The 24,569-nt window shown below is 62.2% G+C and carries 26 protein-coding genes; 20 read left to right on the forward strand and 6 right to left on the reverse strand.

Going from position 1 to position 24,569, the window contains the following annotated elements; translation table 11 throughout:
- The first annotated feature begins 1 nt into the window (after nt 1).
- The 6 genes from B5Y19_RS25070 to B5Y19_RS25095 all read left to right on the forward strand — a co-directional run bounded on the left by B5Y19_RS25070 (nt 2) and on the right by B5Y19_RS25095 (nt 4,779).
- Nucleotides 2–319, forward strand: coding sequence for a YeeE/YedE family protein (locus B5Y19_RS25070; protein ID WP_079592351.1), 318 nt, complete (start codon nt 2–4; stop codon nt 317–319).
- Nucleotides 316–759: a YeeE/YedE family protein gene (locus tag B5Y19_RS25075; RefSeq protein WP_055728418.1), complete on the forward strand. Its 444-nt coding sequence runs from the start codon at nt 316–318 to the stop codon at nt 757–759. The genes B5Y19_RS25070 and B5Y19_RS25075 overlap by 4 nt, the downstream gene beginning before the upstream one ends.
- The gene (locus B5Y19_RS25080; protein ID WP_055728419.1) at nt 756–1,541 is read left to right on the forward strand and encodes a sulfite exporter TauE/SafE family protein; all 786 of its coding nucleotides are present in this window, start codon (nt 756–758) and stop codon (nt 1,539–1,541) included. Before B5Y19_RS25075 ends, B5Y19_RS25080 begins: the two co-directional genes overlap by 4 nt.
- Nucleotides 1,542–1,639: 98 nt before the next feature.
- Nucleotides 1,640–2,875, forward strand: a complete 1,236-nt coding sequence (locus B5Y19_RS25085) for an efflux RND transporter periplasmic adaptor subunit (RefSeq protein WP_079592353.1) — start codon at nt 1,640–1,642, stop codon at nt 2,873–2,875.
- Nucleotides 2,872–4,014, forward strand: a complete 1,143-nt coding sequence (locus B5Y19_RS25090) for an ABC transporter permease (RefSeq protein ID WP_055728420.1) — start codon at nt 2,872–2,874, stop codon at nt 4,012–4,014. The genes B5Y19_RS25085 and B5Y19_RS25090 overlap by 4 nt, the downstream gene beginning before the upstream one ends.
- A 3-nt stretch (nt 4,015–4,017) precedes the next feature.
- The gene (locus B5Y19_RS25095) at nt 4,018–4,779 is read left to right on the forward strand and encodes an ABC transporter ATP-binding protein (protein ID WP_079592355.1); all 762 of its coding nucleotides are present in this window, start codon (nt 4,018–4,020) and stop codon (nt 4,777–4,779) included.
- Nucleotides 4,780–5,035: 256 nt separating this feature from the next.
- Here B5Y19_RS25095 and B5Y19_RS25100 read toward each other — a convergent pair whose 3' ends face one another.
- Nucleotides 5,036–6,196, reverse strand: coding sequence for a cytochrome P450 (locus B5Y19_RS25100; RefSeq protein WP_055728421.1), 1,161 nt, complete (start codon nt 6,194–6,196; stop codon nt 5,036–5,038).
- A 268-nt stretch (nt 6,197–6,464) separates the two neighbouring features.
- Here B5Y19_RS25100 and B5Y19_RS25105 point away from each other — a divergent pair, with 268 nt between their 5' ends.
- A complete protein-coding gene (locus B5Y19_RS25105; protein ID WP_139384562.1) occupies nt 6,465–7,121 on the forward strand; it encodes an NnrS family protein in 657 nt (218 codons plus the stop codon).
- The gene (locus tag B5Y19_RS26775; protein WP_079592357.1) at nt 7,049–7,576 is read left to right on the forward strand and encodes an NnrS family protein; all 528 of its coding nucleotides are present in this window, start codon (nt 7,049–7,051) and stop codon (nt 7,574–7,576) included. Before B5Y19_RS25105 ends, B5Y19_RS26775 begins: the two co-directional genes overlap by 73 nt.
- A gap of 361 nt (nt 7,577–7,937) precedes the next feature.
- On the opposite strand, the gene B5Y19_RS25115 is transcribed toward B5Y19_RS26775, so the two are convergent.
- Nucleotides 7,938–8,264, reverse strand: a complete 327-nt coding sequence (locus B5Y19_RS25115; RefSeq protein ID WP_055728422.1) for a PepSY domain-containing protein — start codon at nt 8,262–8,264, stop codon at nt 7,938–7,940.
- Nucleotides 8,265–8,532: 268 nt separating this feature from the next.
- Here B5Y19_RS25115 and B5Y19_RS25120 point away from each other — a divergent pair, with 268 nt between their 5' ends.
- Entirely contained in the window at nt 8,533–9,888 is a 1,356-nt protein-coding gene (locus tag B5Y19_RS25120; RefSeq protein WP_079592359.1) for a ferredoxin reductase family protein, read from the forward strand.
- Between the two features lie 209 nt (nt 9,889–10,097).
- On the opposite strand, the gene B5Y19_RS25125 is transcribed toward B5Y19_RS25120, so the two are convergent.
- Together B5Y19_RS25125 and B5Y19_RS25130 are read right to left on the reverse strand one after the other, a co-directional pair.
- Nucleotides 10,098–10,514 (reverse strand): hypothetical protein, encoded by a 417-nt coding sequence (locus B5Y19_RS25125; RefSeq protein ID WP_342060169.1) that lies wholly within the window; start codon nt 10,512–10,514, stop codon nt 10,098–10,100.
- Between the two features lie 280 nt (nt 10,515–10,794).
- Nucleotides 10,795–11,250, reverse strand: a complete 456-nt coding sequence (locus B5Y19_RS25130; RefSeq protein WP_055728424.1) for a pseudoazurin — start codon at nt 11,248–11,250, stop codon at nt 10,795–10,797.
- Nucleotides 11,251–11,523: 273 nt separating this feature from the next.
- Between B5Y19_RS25130 and B5Y19_RS25135 the strand changes: the two genes are divergently transcribed.
- Nucleotides 11,524–11,859, forward strand: a complete 336-nt coding sequence (locus B5Y19_RS25135) for a metal-sulfur cluster assembly factor (RefSeq protein ID WP_055728425.1) — start codon at nt 11,524–11,526, stop codon at nt 11,857–11,859.
- Complete coding sequence (locus B5Y19_RS25140; protein ID WP_176168731.1) at nt 11,859–13,010, forward strand: DUF8744 domain-containing protein; 1,152 nt, start codon at nt 11,859–11,861, stop codon at nt 13,008–13,010. The genes B5Y19_RS25135 and B5Y19_RS25140 overlap by 1 nt, the downstream gene beginning before the upstream one ends.
- A gap of 23 nt (nt 13,011–13,033) precedes the next feature.
- On the opposite strand, the gene B5Y19_RS25145 is transcribed toward B5Y19_RS25140, so the two are convergent.
- On the reverse strand, nt 13,034–13,921 hold the full coding sequence (locus tag B5Y19_RS25145) for a ferritin family protein (RefSeq protein ID WP_079592361.1): 888 nt from the start codon (nt 13,919–13,921) through the stop codon (nt 13,034–13,036).
- 232 nt (nt 13,922–14,153) lie between these two features.
- On the opposite strand from B5Y19_RS25145, the gene B5Y19_RS25150 reads away from it, so the two are divergent.
- From B5Y19_RS25150 to B5Y19_RS25185, 8 genes are all read left to right on the forward strand, one after another.
- On the forward strand, nt 14,154–16,496 hold the full coding sequence (locus B5Y19_RS25150; protein WP_411914174.1) for a NosR/NirI family protein: 2,343 nt from the start codon (nt 14,154–14,156) through the stop codon (nt 16,494–16,496).
- Nucleotides 16,497–16,533: 37 nt separating this feature from the next.
- Nucleotides 16,534–18,483, forward strand: a complete 1,950-nt coding sequence (gene nosZ / locus B5Y19_RS25155; protein ID WP_055728427.1) for a TAT-dependent nitrous-oxide reductase — start codon at nt 16,534–16,536, stop codon at nt 18,481–18,483.
- A 2-nt stretch (nt 18,484–18,485) separates the two neighbouring features.
- Complete coding sequence (locus B5Y19_RS25160; protein ID WP_055728428.1) at nt 18,486–19,883, forward strand: nitrous oxide reductase family maturation protein NosD; 1,398 nt, start codon at nt 18,486–18,488, stop codon at nt 19,881–19,883.
- Entirely contained in the window at nt 19,880–20,800 is a 921-nt protein-coding gene (locus B5Y19_RS25165) for an ABC transporter ATP-binding protein (RefSeq protein ID WP_055728429.1), read from the forward strand. Before B5Y19_RS25160 ends, B5Y19_RS25165 begins: the two co-directional genes overlap by 4 nt.
- A complete protein-coding gene (locus B5Y19_RS25170; RefSeq protein WP_055728430.1) occupies nt 20,797–21,627 on the forward strand; it encodes an ABC transporter permease subunit in 831 nt (276 codons plus the stop codon). The genes B5Y19_RS25165 and B5Y19_RS25170 overlap by 4 nt, the downstream gene beginning before the upstream one ends.
- Nucleotides 21,624–22,211, forward strand: a complete 588-nt coding sequence (locus B5Y19_RS25175; RefSeq protein ID WP_055728431.1) for a nitrous oxide reductase accessory protein NosL — start codon at nt 21,624–21,626, stop codon at nt 22,209–22,211. Before B5Y19_RS25170 ends, B5Y19_RS25175 begins: the two co-directional genes overlap by 4 nt.
- 9 nt (nt 22,212–22,220) lie before the next feature.
- Nucleotides 22,221–23,219 (forward strand): FAD:protein FMN transferase, encoded by a 999-nt coding sequence (locus B5Y19_RS25180; RefSeq protein WP_055728432.1) that lies wholly within the window; start codon nt 22,221–22,223, stop codon nt 23,217–23,219.
- Nucleotides 23,220–23,360: 141 nt separating this feature from the next.
- Nucleotides 23,361–23,753: a c-type cytochrome gene (locus tag B5Y19_RS25185; protein ID WP_055728433.1), complete on the forward strand. Its 393-nt coding sequence runs from the start codon at nt 23,361–23,363 to the stop codon at nt 23,751–23,753.
- Nucleotides 23,754–23,983: 230 nt separating this feature from the next.
- Here B5Y19_RS25185 and B5Y19_RS26280 read toward each other — a convergent pair whose 3' ends face one another.
- Nucleotides 23,984–24,160, reverse strand: a complete 177-nt coding sequence (locus B5Y19_RS26280; protein ID WP_156367055.1) for a hypothetical protein — start codon at nt 24,158–24,160, stop codon at nt 23,984–23,986.
- Between the two features lie 207 nt (nt 24,161–24,367).
- Here B5Y19_RS26280 and B5Y19_RS25190 point away from each other — a divergent pair.
- On the forward strand, nt 24,368–24,569 hold a 202-nt coding region (locus B5Y19_RS25190), incomplete at its 3' end, for a transposase family protein (RefSeq protein ID WP_244555724.1).

The following is a 24,569-nucleotide window of genomic DNA, read 5'->3' on the forward strand; positions in this document are numbered from 1 at the left end:
CATCAGCGGCATCGTTGGTCGCTTGCTCGGCGGCGGGCAGGTCCCGCTGAACGCGGCTTTCGTCATCGGGCTCATGAGCGGCCCGCCGCTCTACATGCTGGCCTTCGGGAGCTTCCCGTCCGTGACCATTGCTACCTCCTTGCCCTTGGTCCTCGTGGCCGGGTTCGCGGTCGGCGTCGGCACGCGGATGGGCTCTGGCTGCACCTCGGGCCACGGCATCCTCGGCCTCGCCCGCTTTTCCAAACGTTCCTACGCCGCGACCGCGACCTTCCTCCTCGCAGGGGGCGCCATGGCGACGCTGATGGAGTTCCTGCGGTGAAGCATCTCGCGTCCCTGCGTATCGTCGTTGCGCTCCTTGCCGGCGCGCTGTTCGGCTTCGGCCTGTCGCTCTCCGGAATGCTCGATCCGGCGCGCGTGCTAGGCTTCCTCAATCTCGCCAGCGGGCATTGGGATCCGAGCCTGGCCTTCGTGCTCGGCGGCGCGGTGCTCGTGGCGGTGCCCGGCGTCATGCTGCAACGCCGCTTGCGGCGCCCCCTGCTCGACGACAGCTTCCACCTGCCGGAGAATACGGAGATCGACGGGCGGCTGGTGGCCGGCTCTGCGCTGTTCGGAGCCGGATGGGGGCTCGCCGGCTTCTGCCCGGGCCCGGCGGTCTCCGCTCTGTCGATGGGGCTCGCCCCGGTCTTGCTGTTCGTCGCGGCGATGGCGGCGGGGATGATGCTGCACGACCGGGTCATCGCGGGGATGCTGCTGCGATGACATCCACCCTCGTCCCGGCGCTCACCTCCGGCGGCCTCGTCGGTTTCAGCCTCGGGCTGGTCGGCGGCGGCGGCTCGATCCTGGCCACGCCGCTGCTCCTCTATGTTGTCGGTGTCGCCAGCCCACATGTCGCGATCGGCACCAGCGCGCTGGCGGTCTCGATCAATGCCTATGCCAACCTGCTCGCCCATGCCCGGAAAGGTCATGTGCGCTGGCTCTGCGCGGCCGTCTTCGCGGCGGTCGGCACGCTCGGCGCACTCCTTGGTTCGAACCTGGGCCTCGTGGTTGACGGAACGCGCCTTCTTCTGCTCTTCGGCGCGCTGATGGTCGTCGTCGGGCTGCTGATGCTGCGGCCGCGCGGTGTCGGGCGTGGAGAGGAGCGGCCGGTCGACCGGCGCACATGTGCGCTCACCGCCGCGGCGGCATTGGCGACGGGCATGGCTTCCGGCTTCTTCGGCATTGGCGGCGGCTTCCTCGTCGTGCCGGCGCTCGTCTTCGCCACCGGCATGCCGATGATCAACGCGATCGGCTCCTCTTTGCTCGCGGTGGGAACCTTCGGGCTGGCGACGGCCCTGAACTATGCCCGCAGCGGCCTCGTCGACTGGGTCATCGCTGGGCAGTTCATCTTCGGCGGCGTCCTGGGCGGCATTCTCGGCATGCTGCTGGCGACGCGCCTCTCGGCGGGCAAGGCCACGCTGAACCGTATCTTCGCCGCGCTCATCCTCACGGTCGCGGCCTATGTGATCTTCAAGAACCTGCCGCCGACGATCGCCTTCGGCTAAGCGCGGGGGCTGGCTTTGACAGTACGACGCCGGCGGGGGCCGGCTGAACCCCAACGGTCGCGATGCGGCGTGTACACTCGCTACGGAGCCTGAACAGCATGGATGCGCCATCCAAACAGCCGGGTATCGTCGGCGTTCTGAATACGACGAAGCCGAAGCAGACCGGCATCTTCGGCCGGCGAGCCGTTCAGCGCACCCTTGCGGGCATCGGGATCGTCGTCGCACTTTTCGGCGTCGGCGCGGTCTACAGCAACCGTCCGCTCGAAGTCGAAGCGGTTCAGCCTGAGCGCAATGTTCCGATCCGCGTGTTCGGCCTGGGCACGGTCGAGGCACGCGTGATGTCCAAAGTCGGCTTTGAGGCTGGTGCTGCGCTGTCGGAGCTCCACGCAGATCATGGCGACCATGTCCGCAAGGGGCAGGTCCTGGCCCGGCTCAGCCTCGGCGAGCAGGAGGCCAAGGCGGCAAAGGCACGCGCCGCCCTCCAGATCGCCGAAGTCAACATCGAGCGGGCGGAGGCGAATCTTGAGAAGACGCGTGCCGTTCTCGCGCAAAGGCAGGTTGCCAACCGGCGTAGGCAAGAACTCGCCGGGCGTAGCGTAGTGTCAGAGCAGTCAGCCGAAGAGTCCGCCCGGGACGAGGCCGTTGCGAAGGCGGACGTCACCGTTGCCGAAAGCGAGGTCGCGAGCAGTAGGGCGCAAATGGCGGACGCCCGGGCGCAAGTCCAGTTCGAAGAAACACTGTTGGGACACCGGACATTGACGGCTCCCTACGATGCAATCGTCATCGAACGGCACAAGGAACTGGGCACGGTCGTCAAAGCCGGCGATCCAATCTTCACACTGATCGCAAACGACAGCTACTGGGGTCTTGCCTATGTCGACGAGGCGCGGGCCGGCTTCATCGCGGAGGGCCAGCGAGTGCAGGCCCGCTTGCGTTCACGTCCGCAGGACGTCTTCACCGGCAAGGTGGCCCGCATCGGCCTTGAGAGTGATCGCAGCACCGAGGAGCGTCGCGTCTTCATCAGGGGCGACAACCCGCCCGCCCGCGTTTTCCTGGGAGAGCAGGTTGAGTTCCTGATCACGGCTGCCACCCTCGCCGAGGCGTTCTTGGTTCCGGCGGCCGCTGTCCATGGCTACAACGGCCACGAAGGCATGATCTGGACGGTCGAGGATGGCCGGCTGAACCGGCGGCTCGTCAGGTTCCAGCATCGCACCGAAGACTCCCGCCTCGAGATCGTCGATGGAGTGCCGGAGCGCGCGCATGTGGTCGCGCGCGTCGCGCCGGGCTTCCGGGTCGGGCGTCGGGCGCAGGTCAGCGAGGGAAAGGGGCCGTGAACCTCGCCTATCGCGACATAAGGCACGGCTTCGGGCGCTTCATCCTGACCTGCATCGGGCTTGGGCTTTTGCTCGGCGTCGTGCTGGCCATGATCGGCATCTATCGCGGACTTGTCGTCGATGCGCTGACCATCGCCCGCGCCCCGGCCGTCGATCTGTGGGTCGTGGAGGCCAACACACGCGGCCCCTTCGCCGAAGCCTCGCGCATTCCCGGCGACGTGCGCGAGGCTGTCGCGCGCATCGCAGGCGTGGAGTCGGCTGGCGGCATCACCTATCAGACCGTCGAAGCAGAGCATATCGGCGCCAAGCTCAGGCTCTATGTCATCGGCTATGAGCCGGCGCGGCCGGGAGGGCCGCCGGAGATCATTGCCGGGCGGGGGATCGCCCGCAGCCATTATGAGATGGTGGCCGATCAAAGCGCCGGCCTCGTGCTCGGCGATCGCCTCCGCGTCGGCCGGAGCACGTTTTCCGTCGTAGGATTGACGCGCCACCAGGTCAGCTCCGGTGGTGATCCTGCCGTCTATATCACGTTGTCAGATGCCCAGAAGCTGCAGTTCGATCTTGCTCCGCCGGCGGCGCGCATCCAGCAGGCCCGCGGGGCCGTCGGGGCCGTCGGGGCGAACCGCGATACCGTGAATGCGGTCATCGCACGACTCCAGCCCAACGCCGCGCCGGAAGCGGTGGCCGAAACGGTCCGCCGCTGGAAGCACCAGGCTGCGATCACCCAGGAGGCTCAGGAGCAGATTCTGATCCGCTCCCTCGTCGACCGCGCCAGGCGCCAGATCGGGCTCTTTACGTCGCTCCTGCTCGTCGTATCTGCCGTGATCATCGCTCTGATCATCTACACGATGACGATGGAGAAGACGAAGCAGATCGCCACCCTGAAGCTGATCGGCGCCCCGGACCGAACCATCATCGGCATGATCGTTCAGCAGGCGCTGGCGCTCGGGCTCATCGGATTTTCCATCGGCGCCATGCTGATCGCGACCATCAGCGACTACTTTCCGCGCCGCGTGGTGCTCGAAGCCGACAACATGCTCGCCCTCGGCCTGATCGTGGTCGTCGTGTGCCTCATGGCGAGCGGGCTCGGGGTTCGAGCGGCGCTTCGGGTGGATCCCGCAACGGCATTGGGGAGCTGAGAGATGGCAGATCAGCCGCTCGTGCGATGTGAGCGCATCTCCAAGCATTTCGGCGAAGGCGAGACGCGCGTGGATGCGCTTCGCGATGTGAGTCTGGACGTCTTTCCGCGCCAGCTTGTCGCGTTGCTGGGCCCCTCCGGCTCCGGGAAGACGACGCTTCTCAACATCATCGGCTGCATCCTCGATGCATCCTCTGGCTCGATGGCGTTCGACGGTGAGACGGTGCTAAGCGAGGGGCGATGGCTGAAGACCAATCTCAGGCAGCTCAGACTTCACAATATCGGCTTCATTTTCCAGTTCCACAATCTCATCCCATTCCTCGATGCGACTGACAATGTTGCGCTTGTGCTGCAGTTGTCTGGGGAAGAAGCGGGAGCGGCCCGGGCGCGAGCAGTGGAGCTGCTCGACTATCTTGAGGTCGGGCACCGCCGGAACGCTATGCCCGCCAATCTTTCAGGGGGCGAGGCGCAGCGCGTTGCCATCGCCCGTGCCTTGGCTAATCGGCCACGCATTATTCTCGCTGACGAGCCGACGGCTGCACTAGACTCGAAACGCGCGGGGATCGTGATGGATCTGCTTCGCAAGGTAGCCATCGAGCAGGACGCAGCCGTCATCGTCGTCACCCACGATGAGAAGATATTCGATCGGTTTGATCGCAAGTTCGTACTGCGCGACGGTCGCCTTGAAACAGGCGATGCCGACCCTGCAAAGCTCGATGCATCCGCCGGGGTTGCTACGGTCGGTGGCGGGGCAGGGGGACTGTGAGGCCCCGTTTCTTTTTGCGATGCATCCGTCTACCGCACCGAGTCTCGGGAGTTGGCCGACCGCTCACAAACTGTCGTCTCACTCCGAGGCAAACTGTCCATCACAGGTTGACCGAGGCGTGAACCTTGCGCGAGCTTGGGCCGAGGCCCCACAGCCAGCCAGGTTGGATGGCGTACTTTTCGCGGTCTTTGTTTGTGCTCCATCCTCAGACGCTTCCGGAAATCGGCAACCGTGCATGATTTCCGCCCGGACGGGATTACGCCAGCTGGACCGGCAGCTCCGAAAATCCACTCCCCGGATAGTGCGCAATTGTCGGCTGGCAGCCAGGCACCAATGTGATCCCGCTGGTCGATTTCAGCAGCTCTTCCATGATTACGCGTAGCTCCAGTCGGGCCAGTTGTGCACCGGGACAAACATGAATGCCGCGGCCATAGAGAAGATTTTGCGAAGGATCACGATCAAGACGGAATTCGTCAGGCTGATCGAAGACGGCTTCGTCGCGGTTTGCCGACGCCCAGATGAGGGTGATCCGTTCACCAGCCCCAATCTTGTGCCCTCCTATCTCCACAGGCTTGGTGGTGATCCGCCGATTGGAGATGAGTGGTGCGTGCAAGCGCAAGATTTCGTCGATCGTAGCCGGTAGGAGGTCAAGAGATTCTCGTAGCCGCTGCTGAATTGCGAGGTGATTTCCCAGATGATGGACCAGTATGCCGACGCAGGCTGTGATCGTGCCCAGTTCGCCAACAGTCCAGTTGCGTAGGATGCTGACAATTTCCTCGTGGCTCAGCGGCCTGTCGTCGACCACTTCCCGCAAAAGATTGGTGGTGATGTCGTCCGGTGCCGCTGCGTCGGCGTTGCGCCTCACCTCCAGCAGTTCTCCGATATAGCCGTCGAACTCCAACGCGATGGTCGTCATCGCCTCGGTATCCCTCGCCAACGTCGCGTTATGATTCCGTTGAATCCAGCGCAGCAACGGGTCGTGCAAGCTGTTCGGCCAACCAAGGAACGCGCACTGGATGCGGACGGCGAAGAGTTGCGCGAATTGTGCGACGACATCAATTACTTCGCCTCTTGGCAGGCTCGACACGAGTTCGGCCGAGATCATGCGGCAAAGTGGCTCGAAGGCAGAGATTTGTGCGGAGGCGAACTGGCGCTCGATCAGCCGGCGATATGTCGTATGCTGAGGCGGGTCCATGCCGCTTGGCACCGACAGGTGGCTCGAAACGGCACTGCTGAAGCTATGATGGTCCTCCAGCGCGCGCACCACGTCCTCGTGGCGAAACAGCGACCATCCCAAGTAGTCGCTATGAGCTACCGGGCATTGATGACGCATCTTGTCATAAGCCTTGATCTGGTTTGCGAGCACCTGATCCGATCGAGGATCCCAGTCGGATAAGGTTTCTTCCAAAGCTGACATCTGGCGCGTCCCTCATGGCGACGTCCGGCCGCCGCGGTCGGGTTCAGTACTCGCCGGCAGCGCCAGAGACTTTGTGCGGGCGCAAGCAGTGTGCGGTTTATCCATCATCAGAAGAGTCGAGACGGTGTTGGTGACATGGCGAGGCCGTTGCGGGCGCGAGATGGTGATGCCAGTTCATCGTAAGAAGCTCGCGCGCAAGCGCCTTCCCATCCGACAGCGACCCACGAAGATGCTAAAGCGATCTTGACGCTGGGATTCGGTACAGAAATTGACCACTCCAATTCACGCGGCTGGATTACAAGATAGGTCGAATCGCGACCTGCTGATTTTTCATCCGGCAGGATCATTCTTCGCGATCGCTGCGATCATCGCTATTGCTTTGCCGGGGGTTTGGTGGCTTCAGCTGGAAGAATCTCGCCTGACACATGCTCGGCTCGGGATATTTGGTTTTGGCGGCGTGGCGGTTTCGGGCTATCTCTTAACCGCGCAGAAGGCTTGGACCGCGCGGAACGCACCAATTCCAGCACTCGTCCTTGGCGCGCTTGCGCTCGGTTCGCGGGTGACGGCTTTCTGGTTTCCCGGAAGAATATGGGTGACGCTGCTCGGCTCCTTAGGGATAGCATTCGCGATTCTATGGCCAGTGGTGCGTGCGGGACGTTGGGATAAATTGCCTGTCGCAGCAGTTCCGCTCGCGTTGGCTGCCGCAGAGGTGGCGCTAGTTGGGCAGTTTATCTCCGCCGCAGTGCTGCCAGGAGCCATGGTGATCCTGATCTTATTGGTGGGTGGTCGGGTGGTGCCGGCTTTTATAGCCGAGGATCGCCGCCGGAGTGGTCATATTGCGCGAAACCTTCCATGGCGTTGGCCAAGTCTGGGGTTGTTTGGTTCCTCCTTCTTTCTAGATGGGTGCTTGGAGCGCTCGTCCTGATCGCTGTTGCGCTTTGGGTACTCTATCAAGTCAGAGGCGGTTTCGGGGCCGGGCCCGCCAACCGATTTTTGTGCTTTGCATATCTTGGATTGGTGCCGGTTATGCTGGGTATGGCAGCCACGCCAGCAGGGCTTTTGATTCCACGCGCAGAACTGCATCTGCTGACTATGGGAGCTATGGGACCGGTAATCTTGGCTATAGCGGCCCGGGTTGCCATGCGGCGGCCCAAGGATGGGCAGCTTGTGCCTCGCTCATGTCACTGGGGAGCGCTCTGTCTCGTATTTGCTGCGACTGTGGCGAGGTGCGTCGCCGAAGTCGCTCCGCGGCCAGAGTTCTGGATGATTGCCGCTGGGGTCTGCTGGTCCACGGCGTGGAGCCTGTTCTTATGGGCTCACCTTTCCATGATAGGGCGCCCGCCGGCGTTTCCTCTGCTGAGCGCCAAGCGCCTAGGCTAAGACCACCGGCTTGCACCATCCGAGATTTGCTTAAAACTCATTCCATCCTGCGAACCGAGCGCGACCGTTAGGAGCTTGCGGGGAGTTGGTACGGCTCGGGACTGAGCGAAGGCGGCTGCGGCGACGAGTGGGTCGATCAACGAGCGTGGGCGCGTTTGGCAGTGTGCAGGGGGCTGTGCTCGTAGCGCCGACCAGGGAGGCCAGTGTCGCTGCTTCGCGACCAGTGCAGAAGGTGGCGACCAGATCGTTGAGCTGCCCGATCCGACATCGATTGCCTTACGCAAGCCGCGTCTCCGGCGATTGTACAGCGAAGGCATCCCTGGCTTGCCATGAATGCCTTCGCTTCGGTCTCTAGATCACCTCAATTGCGCGCGGGCGCGCTCTTCTTCTCGTTCGGATGCGCATTGTCATCATTGGCGAAGCGCTTGACCTTGCCATCGACGACATCCAGGGTTGCCGGGTCGATTTTGACCTTGAGGATGTTGCCGCTCGCATCGGTGACCCGAAGCTCATAGCAGCCATCGTCGATTTTCAGCTTGTCGATGGTCCATTCGAAGTCGTTTGCGAGTTGGGCGAGAGCCTTGACCGATTGCCTTTCCGCGGGTGGCACTTCGCATGCCTCCGCAGCAACAGCAGCGCTCGCCGGTAACAACGCCAGAATCGCAAGCACCGTGAAAGTTCTCGTCATGGTTTGAACTCCTTAGTTGCCATCATCCATGGATGGAACCATGCGCTCCTATGCTGATGGGCTCCTGAAGCACGATGATAATTTCGTTCAGCTTCTGGTCAGCAAAGTTGTGCGGCAGCCGCGAGGGAGAGGTGAATTCTCGATTGTCGCTTGACCTGCGGCGATCGGCTCGGCCGTCACCGGGGGCCGGACTTGAGCTCCGTCAATGACGCGCACTTCCGGCCCGCACAGCTTAATCCTCGTCCTTGCTGGGAGAGTTTCGACGGCCATGCGCAACATCAAGCACGCATTCTGGGGTCTGCTCCTTCTGTCGAGCCTTCTATGGCTGACTGCCGAGCCGACGGTGTTCCAGCCGGCCAGTTTCTTCGTCCTGCGCGACGCCATGGTCCAGTACAGCGGTATCGTAGCCATGACCGCGATGAGCGTCGCGATGATCCTGGCGCTGCGGCCGCGCTGGCCGGAACGCTGGCTGGGCGGGCTCGACAAGATGTACCGGTTGCACAAGTGGCTGGGCGTCGCCGCGCTCATCATCTCCGTGACCCATTGGCTCTGGAGCCAGGGCCCGAAATGGGCGGTCGGCTGGGGCTGGCTGGCGCGCCCCGCGCGCCGAGCCCGACCGGTTCTAGAAAACCCGATCCAGCAAACCTTCGCGAGCCTGCGCGGCGCGGCGGAGGGTGTCGGCGAATGGGCGTTCTACGCGGCGGTTTTCCTGATCGCGCTGGCGCTCATCCGGCACTTCTCCTACCGCGTCTTCTACAAGGCGCATCGCCTGCTCGCGATCGTTTATCTCGTGCTGGTGTTCCACGCGGTCGTCCTGACCGGTTTCGAGTATTGGGCGTCGCCGCTCGGCCTGATCATGGCGCTGCTCCTGGCTTGGGGAAGTTATGCGGCCGCAATCGTTCTGTTGCGCCGCGTCGGTGCCGATCGGCAGGTCGAGGGCCGGATCGCCTCGCTCCAGCACTATCCCGGCGTGCGCGTCCTCGAGGTCGGGATCGACGTGCCGCAAGGCTGGCCCGGCCACAAACCCGGGCAGTTCGCCTTCGCGACGTCGGATGTTCGCGAGGGCGCGCACCCTTACACCATCGCCTCGGCATGGCATGACGATCACCGTCGGATCACCTTCATCGCCAAGGAACTCGGTGACCACACCAGCCGGTTGCGGGAGAAACTGAGCGTCGGCCAGAGTGTAAAGGTCGAGGGCCCCTATGGCTGCTTCGACTTCGACGATAGTCAGCCCCGGCAGATCTGGATCGGCGCGGGCATCGGCGTCACCCCGTTCATCGCCAGGATGAAATACCTCGCACGGGAGCGGTCGGAACATCCGGACCAACTGCCGCCGGCCGTGGACCTGTTCCATCCGACCACCGATGTCGACGAGACCGCGCTTTCGAAGCTCAAGGCGGATGCCGGGGCCGCGAATATCCGCCTGCATATCTTCATCGATGCCCGGGATGGCCGCCTGACCGGCGATCGCATTCGCGCGGTCGTGTCGGAATGGCGCGCCGCCAGCATCTGGTTCTGCGGTCCCTCGGGCTTCGGAGAGGCTCTGCGCAAGGATTTTGCCGCCGCAGGATTGCCGGTGACGAAGCGGTTTCATCAGGAGCTCTTCGCCATGAGGACTTAGGCGGCCGTCGAGACGAATGCGACAAGGGGCGGTTCGCTCCGCCGTCGCCGGCAAGGCGCGGCTACTAACAACTCAGAGTGACCTCTAGTGGAAGGCAGGATTGCCATGCTCAACAGGCAGCCATCCTTGGTAACGGCTAGGAGCTCCGCTGCCGACGGCAATTCGCGAAAGCACAATGCCGCACTCTACCGCGGCTCCAAAGCCGATGGTCAGAGCTCGCGCAAAGCGGCGGCACCCGCTTCCGCGCTGTGTGCAATCTCGATGAAGAGAAGCGCCAGTTCCTCAAAGACGCTGCGATCGCTTTCCGCTTCGGTGAGCGAGTCCAGTTCGCATAGGAACGAGAGCAAGGCGGTGATCCGCTCCTTGTGATCGCGCGCAGAGGCCAACCAACGGCGCGCCTCGCGCCGGCGTTCGAGACGGTCGAAGCGATCGAGCGCCCCGTCGAGCGTCTCGCGGCAGGCACAATTCAGCTCCTCTGGTCGCAATACCTTGCGCAGCCGGCCGATAAGCTCACTCGCTGGCGTAGCGTGTCCCCCTTTCTCTGGGGATTGCTGCCGCTCATCGCTAACTTCCTTCGCTCGGGTCGTAAATTGTATTTGGCTGCTGCTGGCGCGGGCTTTTCTCACGCACGTAGCCGTATTTCACCGTGCAAGAGGTAGATGGCCGGCGGCGAATGCGGGCGTTGGCCGCTGGATCGAGCCGCGCGGCTGCGACATCGCGAAAGGACTTTTCGCTCAATGATGGAGGATCAGGCGAGGCTTAGCCGCATCCCGACGTTGCTCTCCTCCAGGAATCTAGCGCCAGCGCGGCGAGGGTAATGCGGTTGGACCGCGCGACGTGTGCATAGCCCAACCGCGGCCCGCCGCCACAACCCATCATTGCGGCAGCCGGTTAGACCGACGAAAGCTACTTTGCCGCTGCCGTCGTTGTAGCCAGCTTGTCAAACAAGCTTGCGAACACCTGTTTAGCTTTACCAGGATGAGTCACGGCCTTGGCTTGCGCAACGTTAGTTGCGTCACCCACGGCAACCATGGCGACCATGCCCATCCCATAATGCGGCTTGCACTTGTAGCCATAGACACCGGGCTTTTCGTAGGTGATGGCAATTTCTTCGTTGACCTTACCTACGACGGCCTGCGTACCTTCGGGCAGCATCGTCTCAATGGTTTCGACGTTATGCCCTTTGTCAGCAGGCACGAACCTGACAGTGTCGCCAGGCGCGATTTTCACGAACGCCGGTTCAAACACCATGACGCCTTCTGTGCCCTTGTTGAGCATCTTGATCTGGACTTCGGCCGCCTGGGCCGCGCCAGCCATTCCAAGCCCAGCCACGAGGGCGCCGAGCATCATCATCTTGCGCATTTTCGTCTCCTGTTTCGATGAAGCATTCGAGCTTCATCGAGCTCGTCGGGAGGCCGATACGTCGGCCCTTCGGGCGGGAGTTTGATATTTCGCAAGGATGATTGCCGTTTGTGGATGGAGATCGCTTTCCATTGCAGACGGTGGCGACGTTCTCCGCCTGACGAGCGCGATCGGAGGTGTGACAGCTCCGCGAAGTTCTCGTCTATGTTTGCGCGAGAACAAACGGGGGAGACATCGATACAGGCAAGGTCCGCGCTTGGAGTAAGATCCGTCATGAGCCGAACAGCGCAGCCCACCCTTGATCCAGATTTGCTTGAATGCCTTCTCGACGTGATCGACCCTGAGATAGGACTGAGCGTGGTCGACCTCGGGCTCGTCTACCGTGCGACCCGCGACGAGAGCGGTATCGACGTGGAACTCACCTTGACCGCCCGGTCCTGTCCTCTCGGAGAGATGCTCATGGACGACGCGCGCGAGCGTTTAGTCGCCCGTTTCCCGGATGTTTCCCGAATTGGGCTCGATTTAGTCTGGCATCCGCAGTGGAAGCCTGACCTGATCACCGATCGCGGCCGCAACTTGCTCGGCCTTAAGCCCAAGGAGGCCGCCTGATGGCCCGGCTCCACGAGGGGGAGGGAATGGCTGCCAGGCGCGTGGTGGTGAGATTCCTGCACAGCCGGGGGGCTGTTCGGGCGCCGCTGCTTGCGACGGCCGCTATCGCTTTGCTGGCGGGGGTCTACGCCGGCTTCGGCCGGTTGGGATGGGACATCCCTCATGCGAGTGCATTAGCCGAGCTGCACGGCCCGTTACTGCTATGCGGCTTGTTTGGGACCCTGGTCAGCCTTGAGCGTGCTGTCGCGATCGGCCGAGGTTGGGCCTATGCGGCGCCAGCGCTGTCGGGGGTGGGAACGCTTGTCCTGCTCGCGGGCGCTCCGGTTCCGGCAGCTGCGGGTGTTTACGCGCTCGCCGCCGCGGTGCTCGTGGGGGGATCGCTTGTGATCACCATGCTCCAACCTGCGCTTTTTACGGGAACGCTCCTGTTTGGTGCTTTGGCTTGGCTCGCCGGAAATCTGCTCTGGGCCATGGGGAGTCCGATCGTCGATGTGGTCGGTTGGTGGCTCACATTCCTGATCCTCACTATCGCCGCAGAACGCCTGGAACTCAGCCGTCTTCGTGCGCCCAAGCGGGGCAGCGAAGCCCTATTTCTGTTCGCGCTCGGCATGCTCCTTGCGGGAGCGCAAAACGGCATTACGACAAGGAACGGCTCAACTCTGTTTGGGATCGCCCTGCTCGTCATGATGGGGTGGCTCTTGCGACATGACATCGCCTGGGCAAACCTGCGCCGAACCGGGCAGGCGCGGTTCATGGCAATTTGCATGGTCGCAGGGTATGCATGGCTCGGCGCGGCCGGCCTCGCCCTGATGGGTTTTCCTCCCGGCGCTAGCCCATTCAGTTACGATATCGCCCTGCACGCTATCCTGACCGGTTTCGTGTTCTCGATGGTATTCGGACACGCGCTCATCATCCTTCCCGCGATCGTCCGTCTGCGCGTACGATATGCTGCGATTTTGTACGCACCACTGTTCCTGCTGCACGGGGCCGTCGCCTTACGCGTGGCTGCCGGGCTGGCGGAATGGGGAGCCGGCCGCGCCGCCAGCGGCGCCCTGACCGGCCTGGCCCTGGCCAGTTTCGCACTTGCCCTCGTGCTCTCGTCGCGTCGTCTACGGTTTGCGACGATCGACGGGGTGAGGTCCTCCCGTTGAATGCGGCAGCAGGCCGATCCGGATCAGCGGTCCTCGTTGTGTCGCAATTCCGGCAAATCCGACCGCAGCCAGGCGAGACGTGCAATGGCCCGCCCGGCGAACTCTTGAGCGCGCAGCAGTTCCCGCTCGTCGCGCAGGCTGTCCGCGGCTTCGAGATACCGTTCCGTTAGCAGTTCGGCCAGTGCAATCGGACTATCCGGGAGCGCGCGCAAGAGCGAGCCGCTGGGCGTACCGATTGGTGCGCCTTCAAGCTCAAGCGCATGCTGCCGCGCCTCCTCGACGAAGGTACGCATGCGCACACGTTCGGCCTCCGGGGCACGAGCCGCGAGGGGTTCGAGCAGGTCGGCAAGCCGTTGTTCCAGAAAGGCCGCATCCTGAACCAGCTCGCCGCCGGCACTTCCATCTTCTGTGGATCGATTGGCATGGAAAGCGCGGCGGCGTTCACGCCGGAGCGTCGCCACATGGCCGAGTTCCTCGCGCGCCATCGCCTCCGCTGCCTGCTGGATTTCGGGTACCGTCGCCTGTGCCGCGACATAGCTCCAGAAGGCAAAGGCCCGTTCCTCGTTGCGCACCGCCATCGCCAGCGCGCGATATGCGTTCAGAAGACGGGGATCAATGGTGGAGGCGCCCTCATCGTCGAAGGTCTCAGGAATTTTCCATCGGATCAGCGCCGGATCAGGAGCCTTGCCTCTGGTCTGCTTCGACCAGTGCGCCACCTGGCCCAGATGCCCCTTTTCGTCGGCTGAAAGCCGCTCGAAAATAGCGGCTAACACGGGGTTGCCTTCATCCTTCATCCGCCCGGCGATGTCAGCGTAGCGTTCGGCCGCCTCATGCTCCATCGCGTGCGCGATGGCGAAAAGTTCCTCTAGCGTCTTAACCGGGGTCGGCGGTTCAGTTTTTAGCAGCGACATGTGACCTCCCTTCGCCCCCCGCGAGTTCCATCATCAGAAGTTGGCTGAAATCTACGGACGGCAATTTGCGGTAAGTCAAATCCCGCTGGGCTCATATGCGCCAGTAGTGTGGTGACGCCGAACAGAATTTTGCTAATTTTCCAGACAGGGAACCTGGCGGCCGCCGCCGCGTTCCCCGTATCATTTATCCTTACGTTCTCCGGGAACTTTATTCAGCATAGGACGATCCCTGTTGGCCTACCCGCTGCCGCTTCAAAAGCTGAACCTCGCAGGACTCTCGCGGCTGGTCCTGGCTGCGATTGTCCTAGCGATCGTCTTGCTGGTTGCCGGGAGGGCAACGGCCGTCGGGAAGGTCCAAGATTTTCTTCCGAAGGTCCAACCCGGTGAGCTTTTTGGCCAGGCAGACCGCTTCGGCCCAGTGCAGGGCGACCCGCCTCTAGTCCCCGCCTACCGCGGCGATCAACTAGTCGGTTTCGTTTATCTGAATTCGGATTTTGCGAATGCGACGGGTTATTCTGGCAAGCCCATCCACATGCTCGTGGGCATCGACCCGCAAGGCGTCGTTCGCGGGCTGAAACTCGTCGACCATAAAGAACCCATCGTTCTCATCGGCATTCCCGAGCAGCGCATCATCGCCGCGATGAACCGGCTCATCGGGAAGGATCTCCGGCCAGTCGCCTCCGGGTCCGAGCGCCCACCGCAAGTCGATATCGTCAGCGGCGCGACCGTAACGGTACTGGTCATGGGCGACAGCGTCGTGCGCTCCGCGGTTCGTCTGATCAAGAGCGGGCGGCTCGGTTCTGGAGATAAACCCGGAGCGGCGGCCGGAGCGGCGCCAGCCGCCAAAACGGTCGACCTTGAAAAAAGTGAGGTACGTGACTGGGAGGCGCTGGTCGGCGATGGCTCGGTTCGTCGGCTCTCCCTGACGATCGGCGAGGTCAACGAAGCTTTCGCAAAAGCCGGGAATCAGGCTGCTGCGGATAACGCGGAGCCGGGCGATACGAACGACCCGTTCATTGACCTCTACGTGGCTCCCGTCAGCGTACCGACCATCGGACGCAGCCTCCTCGGGAATACGGCCTACGAGCAATTGCGCGGCCGGCTGAAGACGGACCAACAGGCGATCCTGGTCGCGGGGAGCGGTGCATATTCTTTCAAGGGTTCGGGCTACGTCCGCGGCGGCATCTTCGACCGGATCGAGCTCCTCCAGGATGGTCAAACTACCCGGTTCCGCGATCGGAACCATACCCGCTTGGGCTCCATCCTGGCTGAGGGAGCGCCAGATTTGCCGGAGATCGCCTTGTTCCTCGTTCCGGAGGATTTCAAGCTCGACCTCGCCGAACCTTGGCAGCTGCAATTGCTCGTCCAGCGCAACATCGGCGCGCGCGACAAGGCGTTCTTGAATTACGAGGTCGGGTACACACTCCCGGACCGATATCTCCGCGTCGAACAACCTGCGGCGGTGGCACCGGCGACGTCGCCGGAAGCTCCGCGAGTCACGGATCAGGATCCTTCGGCATCGAAGCAAACACCGGCGGGCACATTTGGCGGCGAGTTGGATGAGCCGCTGTGGCTGAGAATCTGGAAGACCAATGCGGTTTCGGTCGGGATTGCGGCCTTCGCAATCATTGTCCTCACCGGCATTTTCTTCTTCCAGGATGCCTTGGTCCGCAGGCCCAAAACCTATGTTTGGGTCCGGCGCGCCTATCTGACGTTCACCCTTGTGTGGCTCGGTTGGTATGCCAACGCGCAGCTATCGGTGGTCAATGTCCTGACCTTTACGAACGCCTTGATCACAGGCTTCAACTGGGAGTTTTTCCTGGCTGCACCGTTGATCTTCATCCTTTGGGCGGCCATCGCTGCGGCGCTATTGTTTTGGGGGCGCGGCCCTTTTTGTGGCTGGCTTTGTCCCTTCGGGGCACTCCAAGAGCTGACGAACAACATCGCCCAGTGGCTGAAGGTTCCGCAGATCAAGGTACCTTGGGGGCTGCACGAGCGGCTTTGGCCGATCAAGTACGTCATTTTCCTAGGGCTGTTCGGTCTGTCACTTTATTCGGTTGCGCTTGCGGAAGTCGTCGCGGAAGTCGAGCCGTTCAAGACGGCGATCATCCTGAAATTCGTTCGCGACTGGCCATTCGTGATCTACGCCCTGACGCTGCTTTCGGCGGGCCTGTTCATCGAGCGCTTCTTCTGCCGCTATCTCTGTCCCCTGGGGGCTGCGCTCGCTATCCCGGGACGGATCCGCATGTTCGAATGGTTGAAGCGTTGGCCCGAATGCGGGTCGCCTTGCCAACGCTGCGCGAACGAGTGTCCCGTTCAATCGATTCACCCCGAGGGTCAAATCAATGTGAACGAGTGCATCTACTGCATGCATTGTCAGGAGCTGTATCATGACGATCACCGCTGCCCGCACATGATCCAGGTGCGGCTCAAGCGTGAACGGCGCGAAGCGCTCTCATCCCCTTCTATGCGCCAGATCAAAGAAGGAGGGCATGGGCCTGCTAAGCCAATCGTGACCCATATGGGTAAACCAGTACAAGACGCCAGCCCGGCCGAGGCCCCACCCGCAAGTTGACGCCAGCCACAGCTTCGCGAGCAACCAGGAGACTGTCATGTCAGAAGAAACAAGGAAGAAGGGACTGAGCCGGCGCGACATGCTGGGAACCACCGCGGCTGTCGGCGCGGCTGGAGCAGCTGGCGTTGCGGGCGGCATTGGCCTTTCGCAATCCGGCGCGATCATCTCTGCCGAAGCGCAGACGAGGCCAGCCACACCAGCGGCGCGGCCGGCAGTCGGCAACCACTACGAGGTGAAGCCAGGCGAACTCGACGAGTACTACGTGTTTTTTTCCAGCGGCCAGACTGGCGAAGTACGTATCATCGGTTGCCCCTCAATGCGCGAGCTGATGCGTATCCCGGTGTTCAACCGCGACAGCGCCACTGGTTGGGGGCAAACCAATGAGAGTCTCAGGGTGCTGACTGAAGGGCTCACGCCAGAAAGCCGCGAATTCCTGAAAGACAAGGGCGGAATCTATCTCAACGGCGACTTGCATCATCCGCATCCGTCATTCACCGAGGGCACCTATGACGGGCGCTACCTCTACGCCAACGACAAGGCGAACACGCGCGTCTGCCGGATCCGCCTTGACGTGATGAAATGCGACAAGATCATCCAGCTGCCGAACCAGCACACCGTTCACGGTCTTCGAGTTCAGAAGTACCCGAAAACCGGCTACGTCTTTTGCAACGGTGAGGATCGGGTGCCGATCCCGAACGACGGCAAGGTCCTCAACGACCCGAAGAAGTATGTGTCGATCTTCTCGGCGGTCGACGGCGAGTCCATGAAGGTTGCCTGGCAGGTCAAGGTCGACGGCAACCTCGACAATGTCGATGCCGATTACCAGGGCAAATACGCCTGGGCGACCTGCTACAACTCCGAGGAAGGCGTCACCCTTGCGGAGATGATGGCCAAGGAGCAGGACTGGGTCGTCGTCTTCAACCTCAAGCGCATCGAGGAGGCGGTGAAGAAGGGCGAGTTCGAGACGCTCGGCGGCGTGCCGGTGCTCGATGGCCGTGCCGGCTCGAAATTCACCCGCTACATCCCGGTGCCGAACAGCCCGCATGGCATCAATACGGCTCCGGACGGCATCCATTTCGTCGCTAACGGCAAGCTGTCGCCAACCGTGACCGTGTTCGATGCCCGCAAGCTCGACGATCTCTTCGACGACAAAATCAAGCCGCGAGACGTCGTCGTCGCCGAACCGGAACTCGGTCTGGGACCGCTGCACACCGCCTATGACGGTAAGGGCAATGCTTACACGACCGTGTTCATCGACAGCCAGGTGGTGAAGTGGAACATCGACCTCGCCAAGCGGGCGTTCAAGGGTGAAAAGGTCAATCCCGTCATCCAGAAGCTCGATGTACACTATCAGCCGGGTCACAATCACACTTCCATGGGGCAAACCAAGGAGGCCGATGGCAAGTGGCTGATTTCTCTGAATAAATTTTCGAAGGATCGGTTCCTGAATGTCGGGCCACTCAAGCCGGAAAACGATCAGCTGATCGACATTTCGGGCGACCGGATGGTGATCGTGCACGATGGGCCGAGCTTTGCCGAGCCTCACGACGCGACGCTCGTGCACCGGTCCAAGATTAATCCCCTGCACGTCTGGAAGCGTGACGATCCATTTTTCGCCCATGCGGTGCAGCAGGCGAAAGCAGACGGCGTTACGCTTGAGCAAGACTCGCAGGTCATCCGGGATGGAAACAAGGTGCGCGTCTACATGACTTCGGCGGCGCCTGCCTTCGGACTCGAGGAGTTCACGGTCAAGCAGGGCGACGAGGTCACGGTTTACGTCACCAATATCGACGAGGTGGAAGACCTCACCCACGGCTTCTGCATCACGAACTACGGCATCAACATGGAGGTTGCCCCCCAGGCGACAGCGTCAGTGACGTTCACTGCCTCAAAGCCTGGCGTCTACTGGTATTATTGTTCTTGGTTCTGCCATGCGATGCATATGGAGATGAAGGGTCGGATGTTGGTTGAACCGCGGGCGACCTGAGCATGCGGTTTGTTCGCACCATCGTGCGCCTGGGGTCGGCGGCAGTAGTCGCCGCCGGCCTTGCCTTGCCTGCCTGGGCGGAACGCCTCGTTGTCGCGCCGGGGAGCGAGGATTTGCAGTCGATTATCGATCGGGCCGCTGACGGAGACACCGTCACGCTGAATAGCGGCGAGCACAATGGCCCGCTCCGGATCACCAAGCGGTTTGTCCTGGAGGGCGAGCCTGGAGCCGTCCTGACGGGCCCCGGCACCGGAAGCGTCGTGACTGTCTTGGCTCCCGGAGCGGTCGTCCGCGGCCTTACGATCCGCGGCTCCGGGACCGATGCCGAAAAGCTGGATTCCGGCGTGTTCGTCGAGAAGACGGCCACACGCGCAATCGTCGAAAGAAACCGGATAGAAGGCAATCTTTACGGAATCTATCTGCACGGCGCGGAGGACTCGATCGCACGTGGTAACACGATCGTCGGCATCAAGGAGGGGCGCGTCAATGAGGCTGGCAACGGCATTTCGGTCTGGAACGCACCCGGTGCCAAGGTGCTCGACAACGAGATCTCCTTCGGGCGAGACGGCATCTTCTCGGTCACCAGCAAGCGCAACACGTTCAGCGGCAACCGCTTCCGCGACCTGCGCTTCGCGATCCACTACATGTACACGAACGACAGCGAGATCTCGGACAACGTCTCGACCGGAAACACGGTTGGGTTTGCGATCATGTTCTCGAACCGGCTGAAGGTCAGCGGCAACGTCTCCGACGGGGACCGCGACCACGGCTTTCTGTTCAACTATGCCAATGGGTCGCAAATCACCGGAAATGCGGTGTTGGGCCGCCTGCAGCCTGCGGAGCGCTGGGCAACGTCTGGCATGCGCACGGCAGAAGCAAGTGAGCACGGCCTGCCTGCTACCGGCGAAGTCGAGCCCACCGTAGCAAATGGCGCGCGCAGCGGCCCCGGGAAGTGCGTTTTCATCTACAACGCCAATCGAAACCGCTTCCGCGACAACTGGTTCGAGGGCTGCGAGATCGGCATCCATTTCACCGCGGGGTCGGAGGGAAACGAGATCGCCGGGAACGCCTTTGTGAGGAACCAGAACCAGGTGAAATATGTCGGGACACGCTATCTCGACTGGTCGAAGGGCGGTCGTGGCAACTTCTGGAGCGATAACCCCGCCTTCGACCTCAACGGCGACGGCCTGGGTGACAGCGCATATCGGCCGAACGACCTGATGGACAAAGTGCTTTGGACCGCGCCGCAGGCAAAGGTGCTCGCCAACTCACCTGCCGTGCAGGTGATCCGCTGGGCGCAGGCTCAGTTTCCGGCTCTACTTCCCGGCGGCGTGGTCGACAGCCACCCCCTGATGGCGCCGCCGGCTCGTCCAAAGCTTGTCCGGGAAGCCCGGCCATGACCGCCACAGTCGAGATTAACAACGTCACGAAGCGCTTCGGCGAGGTCGACGCCGTCCGAGACGTGTCCTTCGCACTGCCGGAAGGAGAGACGATCGCCCTTATCGGCCACAATGGAGCGGGCAAGACAACGCTGCTGAAGCTCATGCTGGGGTTGATCCGCCCGTCAAGCGGAAGCATCAGGGTGCTGGGCGAGGATCCGGCGGCAGGTGAATTTGCCGCCCGCCGACGCCTCGGTTATTTGCCGGAGAACGTTTCGTTCAATTCGGCACTGACCGGTCGCGAGACCCTTGCCTTCTATGCTCGCCTCAAGCGCGAAGGCAACGGCGCCCCGGCGCCGCTGTTGGAGCGCGTCGGCCTCAGCCATGCTGCCGACCGCCGCGTCGGCACCTACTCCAAGGGGATGCGGCAGCGTCTCGGATTGGCGCAGGCGCTTCTGGGCGCCCCGCGAATCCTTCTCCTTGACGAGCCGACGACCGGTCTGGACCCGGCGCTGCGCCAGAGTTTTTACGAGATTATCGAGGAATTGCGTGAGCAAGGCGCGACAGTTCTGCTGTCATCGCATGCGCTGACCGAGCTAGAAGAGCGCGCCGGACGCGTGGTGATCATGAACCAGGGGGCCAAGGTTGCCGACGGCAACTTGGACGAGCTGCGTCGCATCGCCCGGCTGCCAACACGGATACGCCTGAAAGTAGCGGCGTCCGGTATAGCTGACGTCGAGAGCCGGCTTGTCCCGCTTGGCGATTGGCGCCGCGTTAATGGGCACATGCTGGAGATCGTTGCCGCCTCCGACCAAAAGATCGAACTACTGCGGCAGGCCACCGCCGAAGGCGGTCACATCGAGGATGTCGACGTGGCTCCGCCGACCCTCGACGAGCTCTACGCCCATTTTCTCCGCTCCCAGGAGGTCCCGAGATGAGGAACATCCTGATCGTCGCCGGCAAGGAAATTCAGGAGGGCCTGCGGAACCGTTGGGTCCTCGCCACGACCCTGCTGTTGGCGGCTCTAGCCCTCACGCTCACGTTCTTAGGGAGCGCGCCGACCGGAAACGTCGGCGTGCGCGCACTCGACGTGGTGATTGTGAGCCTGTCCAGCCTCACCATATTCCTGGTGCCGCTAATCGCCCTGCTGATCTCGCATGACGCTATTGTCGGCGAGATGGAGCGTGGGACCATGGTGCTCTTGCTCAGCTACCCCGTAGCGCGCTGGCAGGTACTGCTCGGCAAGTTCGCGGGCCACCTCGCGATCCTGGCCTTCGCGACCCTGGTCGGATACGGAGCTGCCGCAGGTGCGCTCGCAGCGACCGGCACTGCCATCGATCCGCAGAGCTGGACCGCCTTTGCCTCCATGGTCGGCTCTTCGATCCTGCTGGGCGCCGCGTTTGTCGCTGTCGGGTACTGTGTCAGCGCGCTCGTGCGAGACCGAGGTACCGCAGCTGGGATCGCCATCGGCATCTGGCTGATGTTCGTACTGATTTACGACATGGCGCTGCTAGGTCTCCTGGTCGTCGACCAAGGCCGCACGGTTTCGGGCGCCGTTCTGAGTGCGCTCCTCGTGCTTAATCCGACCGATGCCTACCGGCTCTTCAACCTCACCGGCTCGGGCAATGTGAGTGCGTTCTCCGGCATGGCCGGCATCGCGCAAGCTTCCCATTTAACACCGCTCGTTCTCCTGGCTGCGCTCGCAGCTTGGGCGCTCGTTCCGCTCACGTTTGCGGCTGTCGCGTTTTCGAGGAGAGAACTATGAGGATGGTGGCCATTTCCGCCCTTCTCATCGCCGGTATCACCGTTGCTGGCTGCAACGAGCAGAAGGTCGCCGAGGCGCCCCCGCCACCACACGAGCTAACGCAGCGCACAATGGGCCATTATTGCGGGATGAACGTGCTGGAGCATCCCGGGCCGAAAGGGCAAATCCTGCTCGCGAGCCGCCTCGAGCCGGTTTGGTTCTCTTCGGCTCGCGACACATTGTCATTTACGATCCTACCTGAAGAGCCGAAGGATATCCGGGCAATTTACGTTTCCGATATGGGAAAGGCTGCGACTTGGGAGGACCCCGGAGCCTCGAACTGGGTCGACGCCCGGCGGGCCTCTTTCGTGATCGGTAGCCGGATGAAGGGCGGGATGGGAGCCGATGAGGCCGTACCGTTCTCGGACAGAAGCGCGGCTGAGAAGTTCGCAACCGAAAACGGCGGACGAGTCGTAGCATTCGCGGAAGTTCCGAAAGACTATATCCTGGGAAGCGCGGCCGAGCCTGGGGCTGTCGACCAGAGCGAGGATGAGCACGCTGGCGATCACGCCGCGCCCGCCGCTCCGCACAACCAGCCGGACTAGGAGCGAGCGATGTCTTCCCACCCGTCCCGTAGACGCCTCATCGGGATAAGCGCTGCAGCGGCCGGCCTAAGCCTGGTTCCGCTCTGCGGTGGGGCACAGGCGCAAGGCCCACTCGTGAGGTGGCAGGGGCAAGCCATGGGGGCCGTTGCAACGCTGCAGATCCATCATCACGATCGCGCTGCGGCCCAACGGCTGATTGAGCTTTCGCTAGCGGAAGTGCGCCGGCTCGAACTGATATTCAGTCTCTACAGAGAAGATTCGGCGCTCTTCGCCCTCAATCGCCAAGGCATGCTCGTCGCACCGCCGCACGAACTCGTGGCGCTTCTGACAGAATGTCGCCGTTATTCTGAACTGACGGACGGCCGCTTCGATCCCACGGTGCAGGCGTTGTGGATCCTTTACCGGGATCATTTCTCTAAATCCGATGCAGCTCCGCAGGGCCCGCCGCCCACGGCTCTGCGGGCGGCTTTGGACCGGGTCGGCTTCGACAAGGTGGTTTTCAATGCGGACAGGATCGCATTTGCTCATGGAGGGATGACGCTCACTTTGAACGGTATCGCCCAAGGCTACGTCACGGACTGCGTCGTGAACCTCCTGCGCAGGGAGGGCATTGAGTGCAGCCTCGTTGACATGGGCGAGTCTCGGGCGCTTGGTGCACACCCAGACGGTTCGCCGTGGCGAGTTGGCATTGCCGACCCCGACGAGCCAGATCGAACGGACGTGACGCTGGATGCAATCGATCAAGCGATCGCGACGTCGGGAGCTTATGGCTTCCGCTTCGATCCCGCAGGACGCTTCAATCACCTGTTCAATCCGCAGACAGGCGCCTGTGCGCATCGGCACCGTTCTGTGACGGTCGTCATGCCGACCGCAACAGCGGCCGACGCCTTGTCGACGGCCTTCAGCCTGATGGCACCGACGGATATCGAGCAAGCGATCCTGCGGCTCGGCCAGGGGCAGGTGCACCTGATCACTGCAGCGGGCGAGCGACTTGAATTCCGAGCTTGAGCCCGCGTTCTCCCTGTTCGAACGGACGGCTTCGCGGTCCCGATCGCCGTCGCAGCAGCGCGGACAGCTGGCCTGCCTGGAACAACCGACCTAGTTGCGGATTGAGTTTCGACAGCGTCACGACCGCCGAGGAGGTTTTCGATGCGTCTGCTCTGTCTCGTTTCCGGAATCTTGGCCTTCAGCCCCGCTCTTGCTCACGCCCAGGACGTCGCGGCAGGCGAGAAGGCTTTCGCGCCTTGCAAGGCGTGCCATCAGATCGGTGAGAATGCGAAAAACGCGGTAGGTCCTCAGCTGAACGGCATTATCGGGCGCAAATCAGGAACAGTCGAAGGTTACAATTACTCCCCAGCCAACAAGAACTCCGGCCTGACGTGGGACGATTCTACGTTTGCGGAGTATATAAAGGATCCGAAAGCTAAGGTGCCAGGCACAAAGATGCTCTATCCAGGACTCAAGGACGAGCAAAAGATCAGGGATTTGACGGCTTACCTCAAGCAGTTTGATGGTTCAGGAAAAAAGACTGCGGGCCTTTAAAGTCCCGGATCTGGTCATCAGTGGCGCGCATCAGCAAATCGGCGAGCTGATCGTAAGGTGCGGAGCGTACGGATTGAGCAGGAGGCGGATGATCCCTGTCGTGCGAAGGAGCCACCGTCGATCCGACGCGGACATCCGCGGCAATAATATCGGGTACCTATCCAGCACATGGTTGGAGCGAAACGCAACGGCGGCGTGACAAATTGTGGAGTCGGATGGCGGCGCGGCGATTAGCAGGCCAGATCGTCAGACCGATCGGCTTGATCTTGCTCGAACAACGCCACCGCTTCAATTAGCGCCATCCGCTCGGCCGCTTCGGGCGAACCGGCCGGAAACCCGGCCAGGTAAGCAAGGCGCTTTAGCGCTGCTTGCCTCTCATCCTCGCTCGTCACGATAAAGGGCGTCACTATGCTCCTCCCGCCAAACAAGCCTGCGCTAATGTCAAACGGCCCGCAAAGTTGCCCCCCGATCGGCGTCCAATGTTGGCTCTGACTCAAATCTGCTGCATGTAGCGACTGATCTGGCGCTGGTTTCTACGAGGAATCAGCATGATGGATCAGCGATTTCGGCCAGCCAGCCTTGTTCCTGCGGGATTGATCGTCGACGGCGTCGCGATGGAACCCGATCTTGTCCTTATCCGGGTTCGATCCCCCGTAGTGGCTTGCCGATGTCCTGATTGTGGGGCGATCTCGCGACGGATCCAGAGCCGGTACTGGCGACGAGCCAAGGACCTGCCGCTCGGTGGTCGGCGTGTCGAGCTTCAGGTTCTGGTCCGGCGATTTCGCTGCGACGGCGTCTTATGTGGCCGTCAGATCT

It is taken from the genome of Allobosea thiooxidans (genome assembly GCF_900168195.1).
Taxonomy (GTDB): Bacteria; Pseudomonadota; Alphaproteobacteria; order Rhizobiales; family Beijerinckiaceae; genus Allobosea; species Allobosea thiooxidans.

Excerpts from the sequence above, each read along its gene's own strand:
- B5Y19_RS25080 (WP_055728419.1), top strand. The coding sequence starts at position 756 with ATGACATCCACCCTCGTCCCGGCGCTCACCTCCGGCGGCCTCGTCGGT.
- B5Y19_RS25085 (WP_079592353.1), top strand. The coding sequence starts at position 1,640 with ATGGATGCGCCATCCAAACAGCCGGGTATCGTCGGCGTTCTGAATACG.
- B5Y19_RS25095 (WP_079592355.1), top strand. The coding sequence starts at position 4,018 with ATGGCAGATCAGCCGCTCGTGCGATGTGAGCGCATCTCCAAGCATTTC.
- B5Y19_RS25100 (WP_055728421.1), bottom strand. The coding sequence starts at position 6,196 with ATGTCAGCTTTGGAAGAAACCTTATCCGACTGGGATCCTCGATCGGAT.
- B5Y19_RS26775 (WP_079592357.1), top strand. The coding sequence starts at position 7,049 with ATGGCGTTGGCCAAGTCTGGGGTTGTTTGGTTCCTCCTTCTTTCTAGA.
- B5Y19_RS25115 (WP_055728422.1), bottom strand. The coding sequence starts at position 8,264 with ATGACGAGAACTTTCACGGTGCTTGCGATTCTGGCGTTGTTACCGGCG.
- B5Y19_RS25120 (WP_079592359.1), top strand. The coding sequence starts at position 8,533 with ATGCGCAACATCAAGCACGCATTCTGGGGTCTGCTCCTTCTGTCGAGC.
- B5Y19_RS25130 (WP_055728424.1), bottom strand. The coding sequence starts at position 11,250 with ATGCGCAAGATGATGATGCTCGGCGCCCTCGTGGCTGGGCTTGGAATG.
- B5Y19_RS25135 (WP_055728425.1), top strand. The coding sequence starts at position 11,524 with ATGAGCCGAACAGCGCAGCCCACCCTTGATCCAGATTTGCTTGAATGC.
- B5Y19_RS25140 (WP_176168731.1), top strand. The coding sequence starts at position 11,859 with ATGGCCCGGCTCCACGAGGGGGAGGGAATGGCTGCCAGGCGCGTGGTG.
- B5Y19_RS25145 (WP_079592361.1), bottom strand. The coding sequence starts at position 13,921 with ATGTCGCTGCTAAAAACTGAACCGCCGACCCCGGTTAAGACGCTAGAG.
- nosZ (WP_055728427.1), top strand. The coding sequence starts at position 16,534 with ATGTCAGAAGAAACAAGGAAGAAGGGACTGAGCCGGCGCGACATGCTG.
- B5Y19_RS25160 (WP_055728428.1), top strand. The coding sequence starts at position 18,486 with ATGCGGTTTGTTCGCACCATCGTGCGCCTGGGGTCGGCGGCAGTAGTC.
- B5Y19_RS25165 (WP_055728429.1), top strand. The coding sequence starts at position 19,880 with ATGACCGCCACAGTCGAGATTAACAACGTCACGAAGCGCTTCGGCGAG.
- B5Y19_RS25170 (WP_055728430.1), top strand. The coding sequence starts at position 20,797 with ATGAGGAACATCCTGATCGTCGCCGGCAAGGAAATTCAGGAGGGCCTG.
- B5Y19_RS25175 (WP_055728431.1), top strand. The coding sequence starts at position 21,624 with ATGAGGATGGTGGCCATTTCCGCCCTTCTCATCGCCGGTATCACCGTT.
- B5Y19_RS25180 (WP_055728432.1), top strand. The coding sequence starts at position 22,221 with ATGTCTTCCCACCCGTCCCGTAGACGCCTCATCGGGATAAGCGCTGCA.
- B5Y19_RS25185 (WP_055728433.1), top strand. The coding sequence starts at position 23,361 with ATGCGTCTGCTCTGTCTCGTTTCCGGAATCTTGGCCTTCAGCCCCGCT.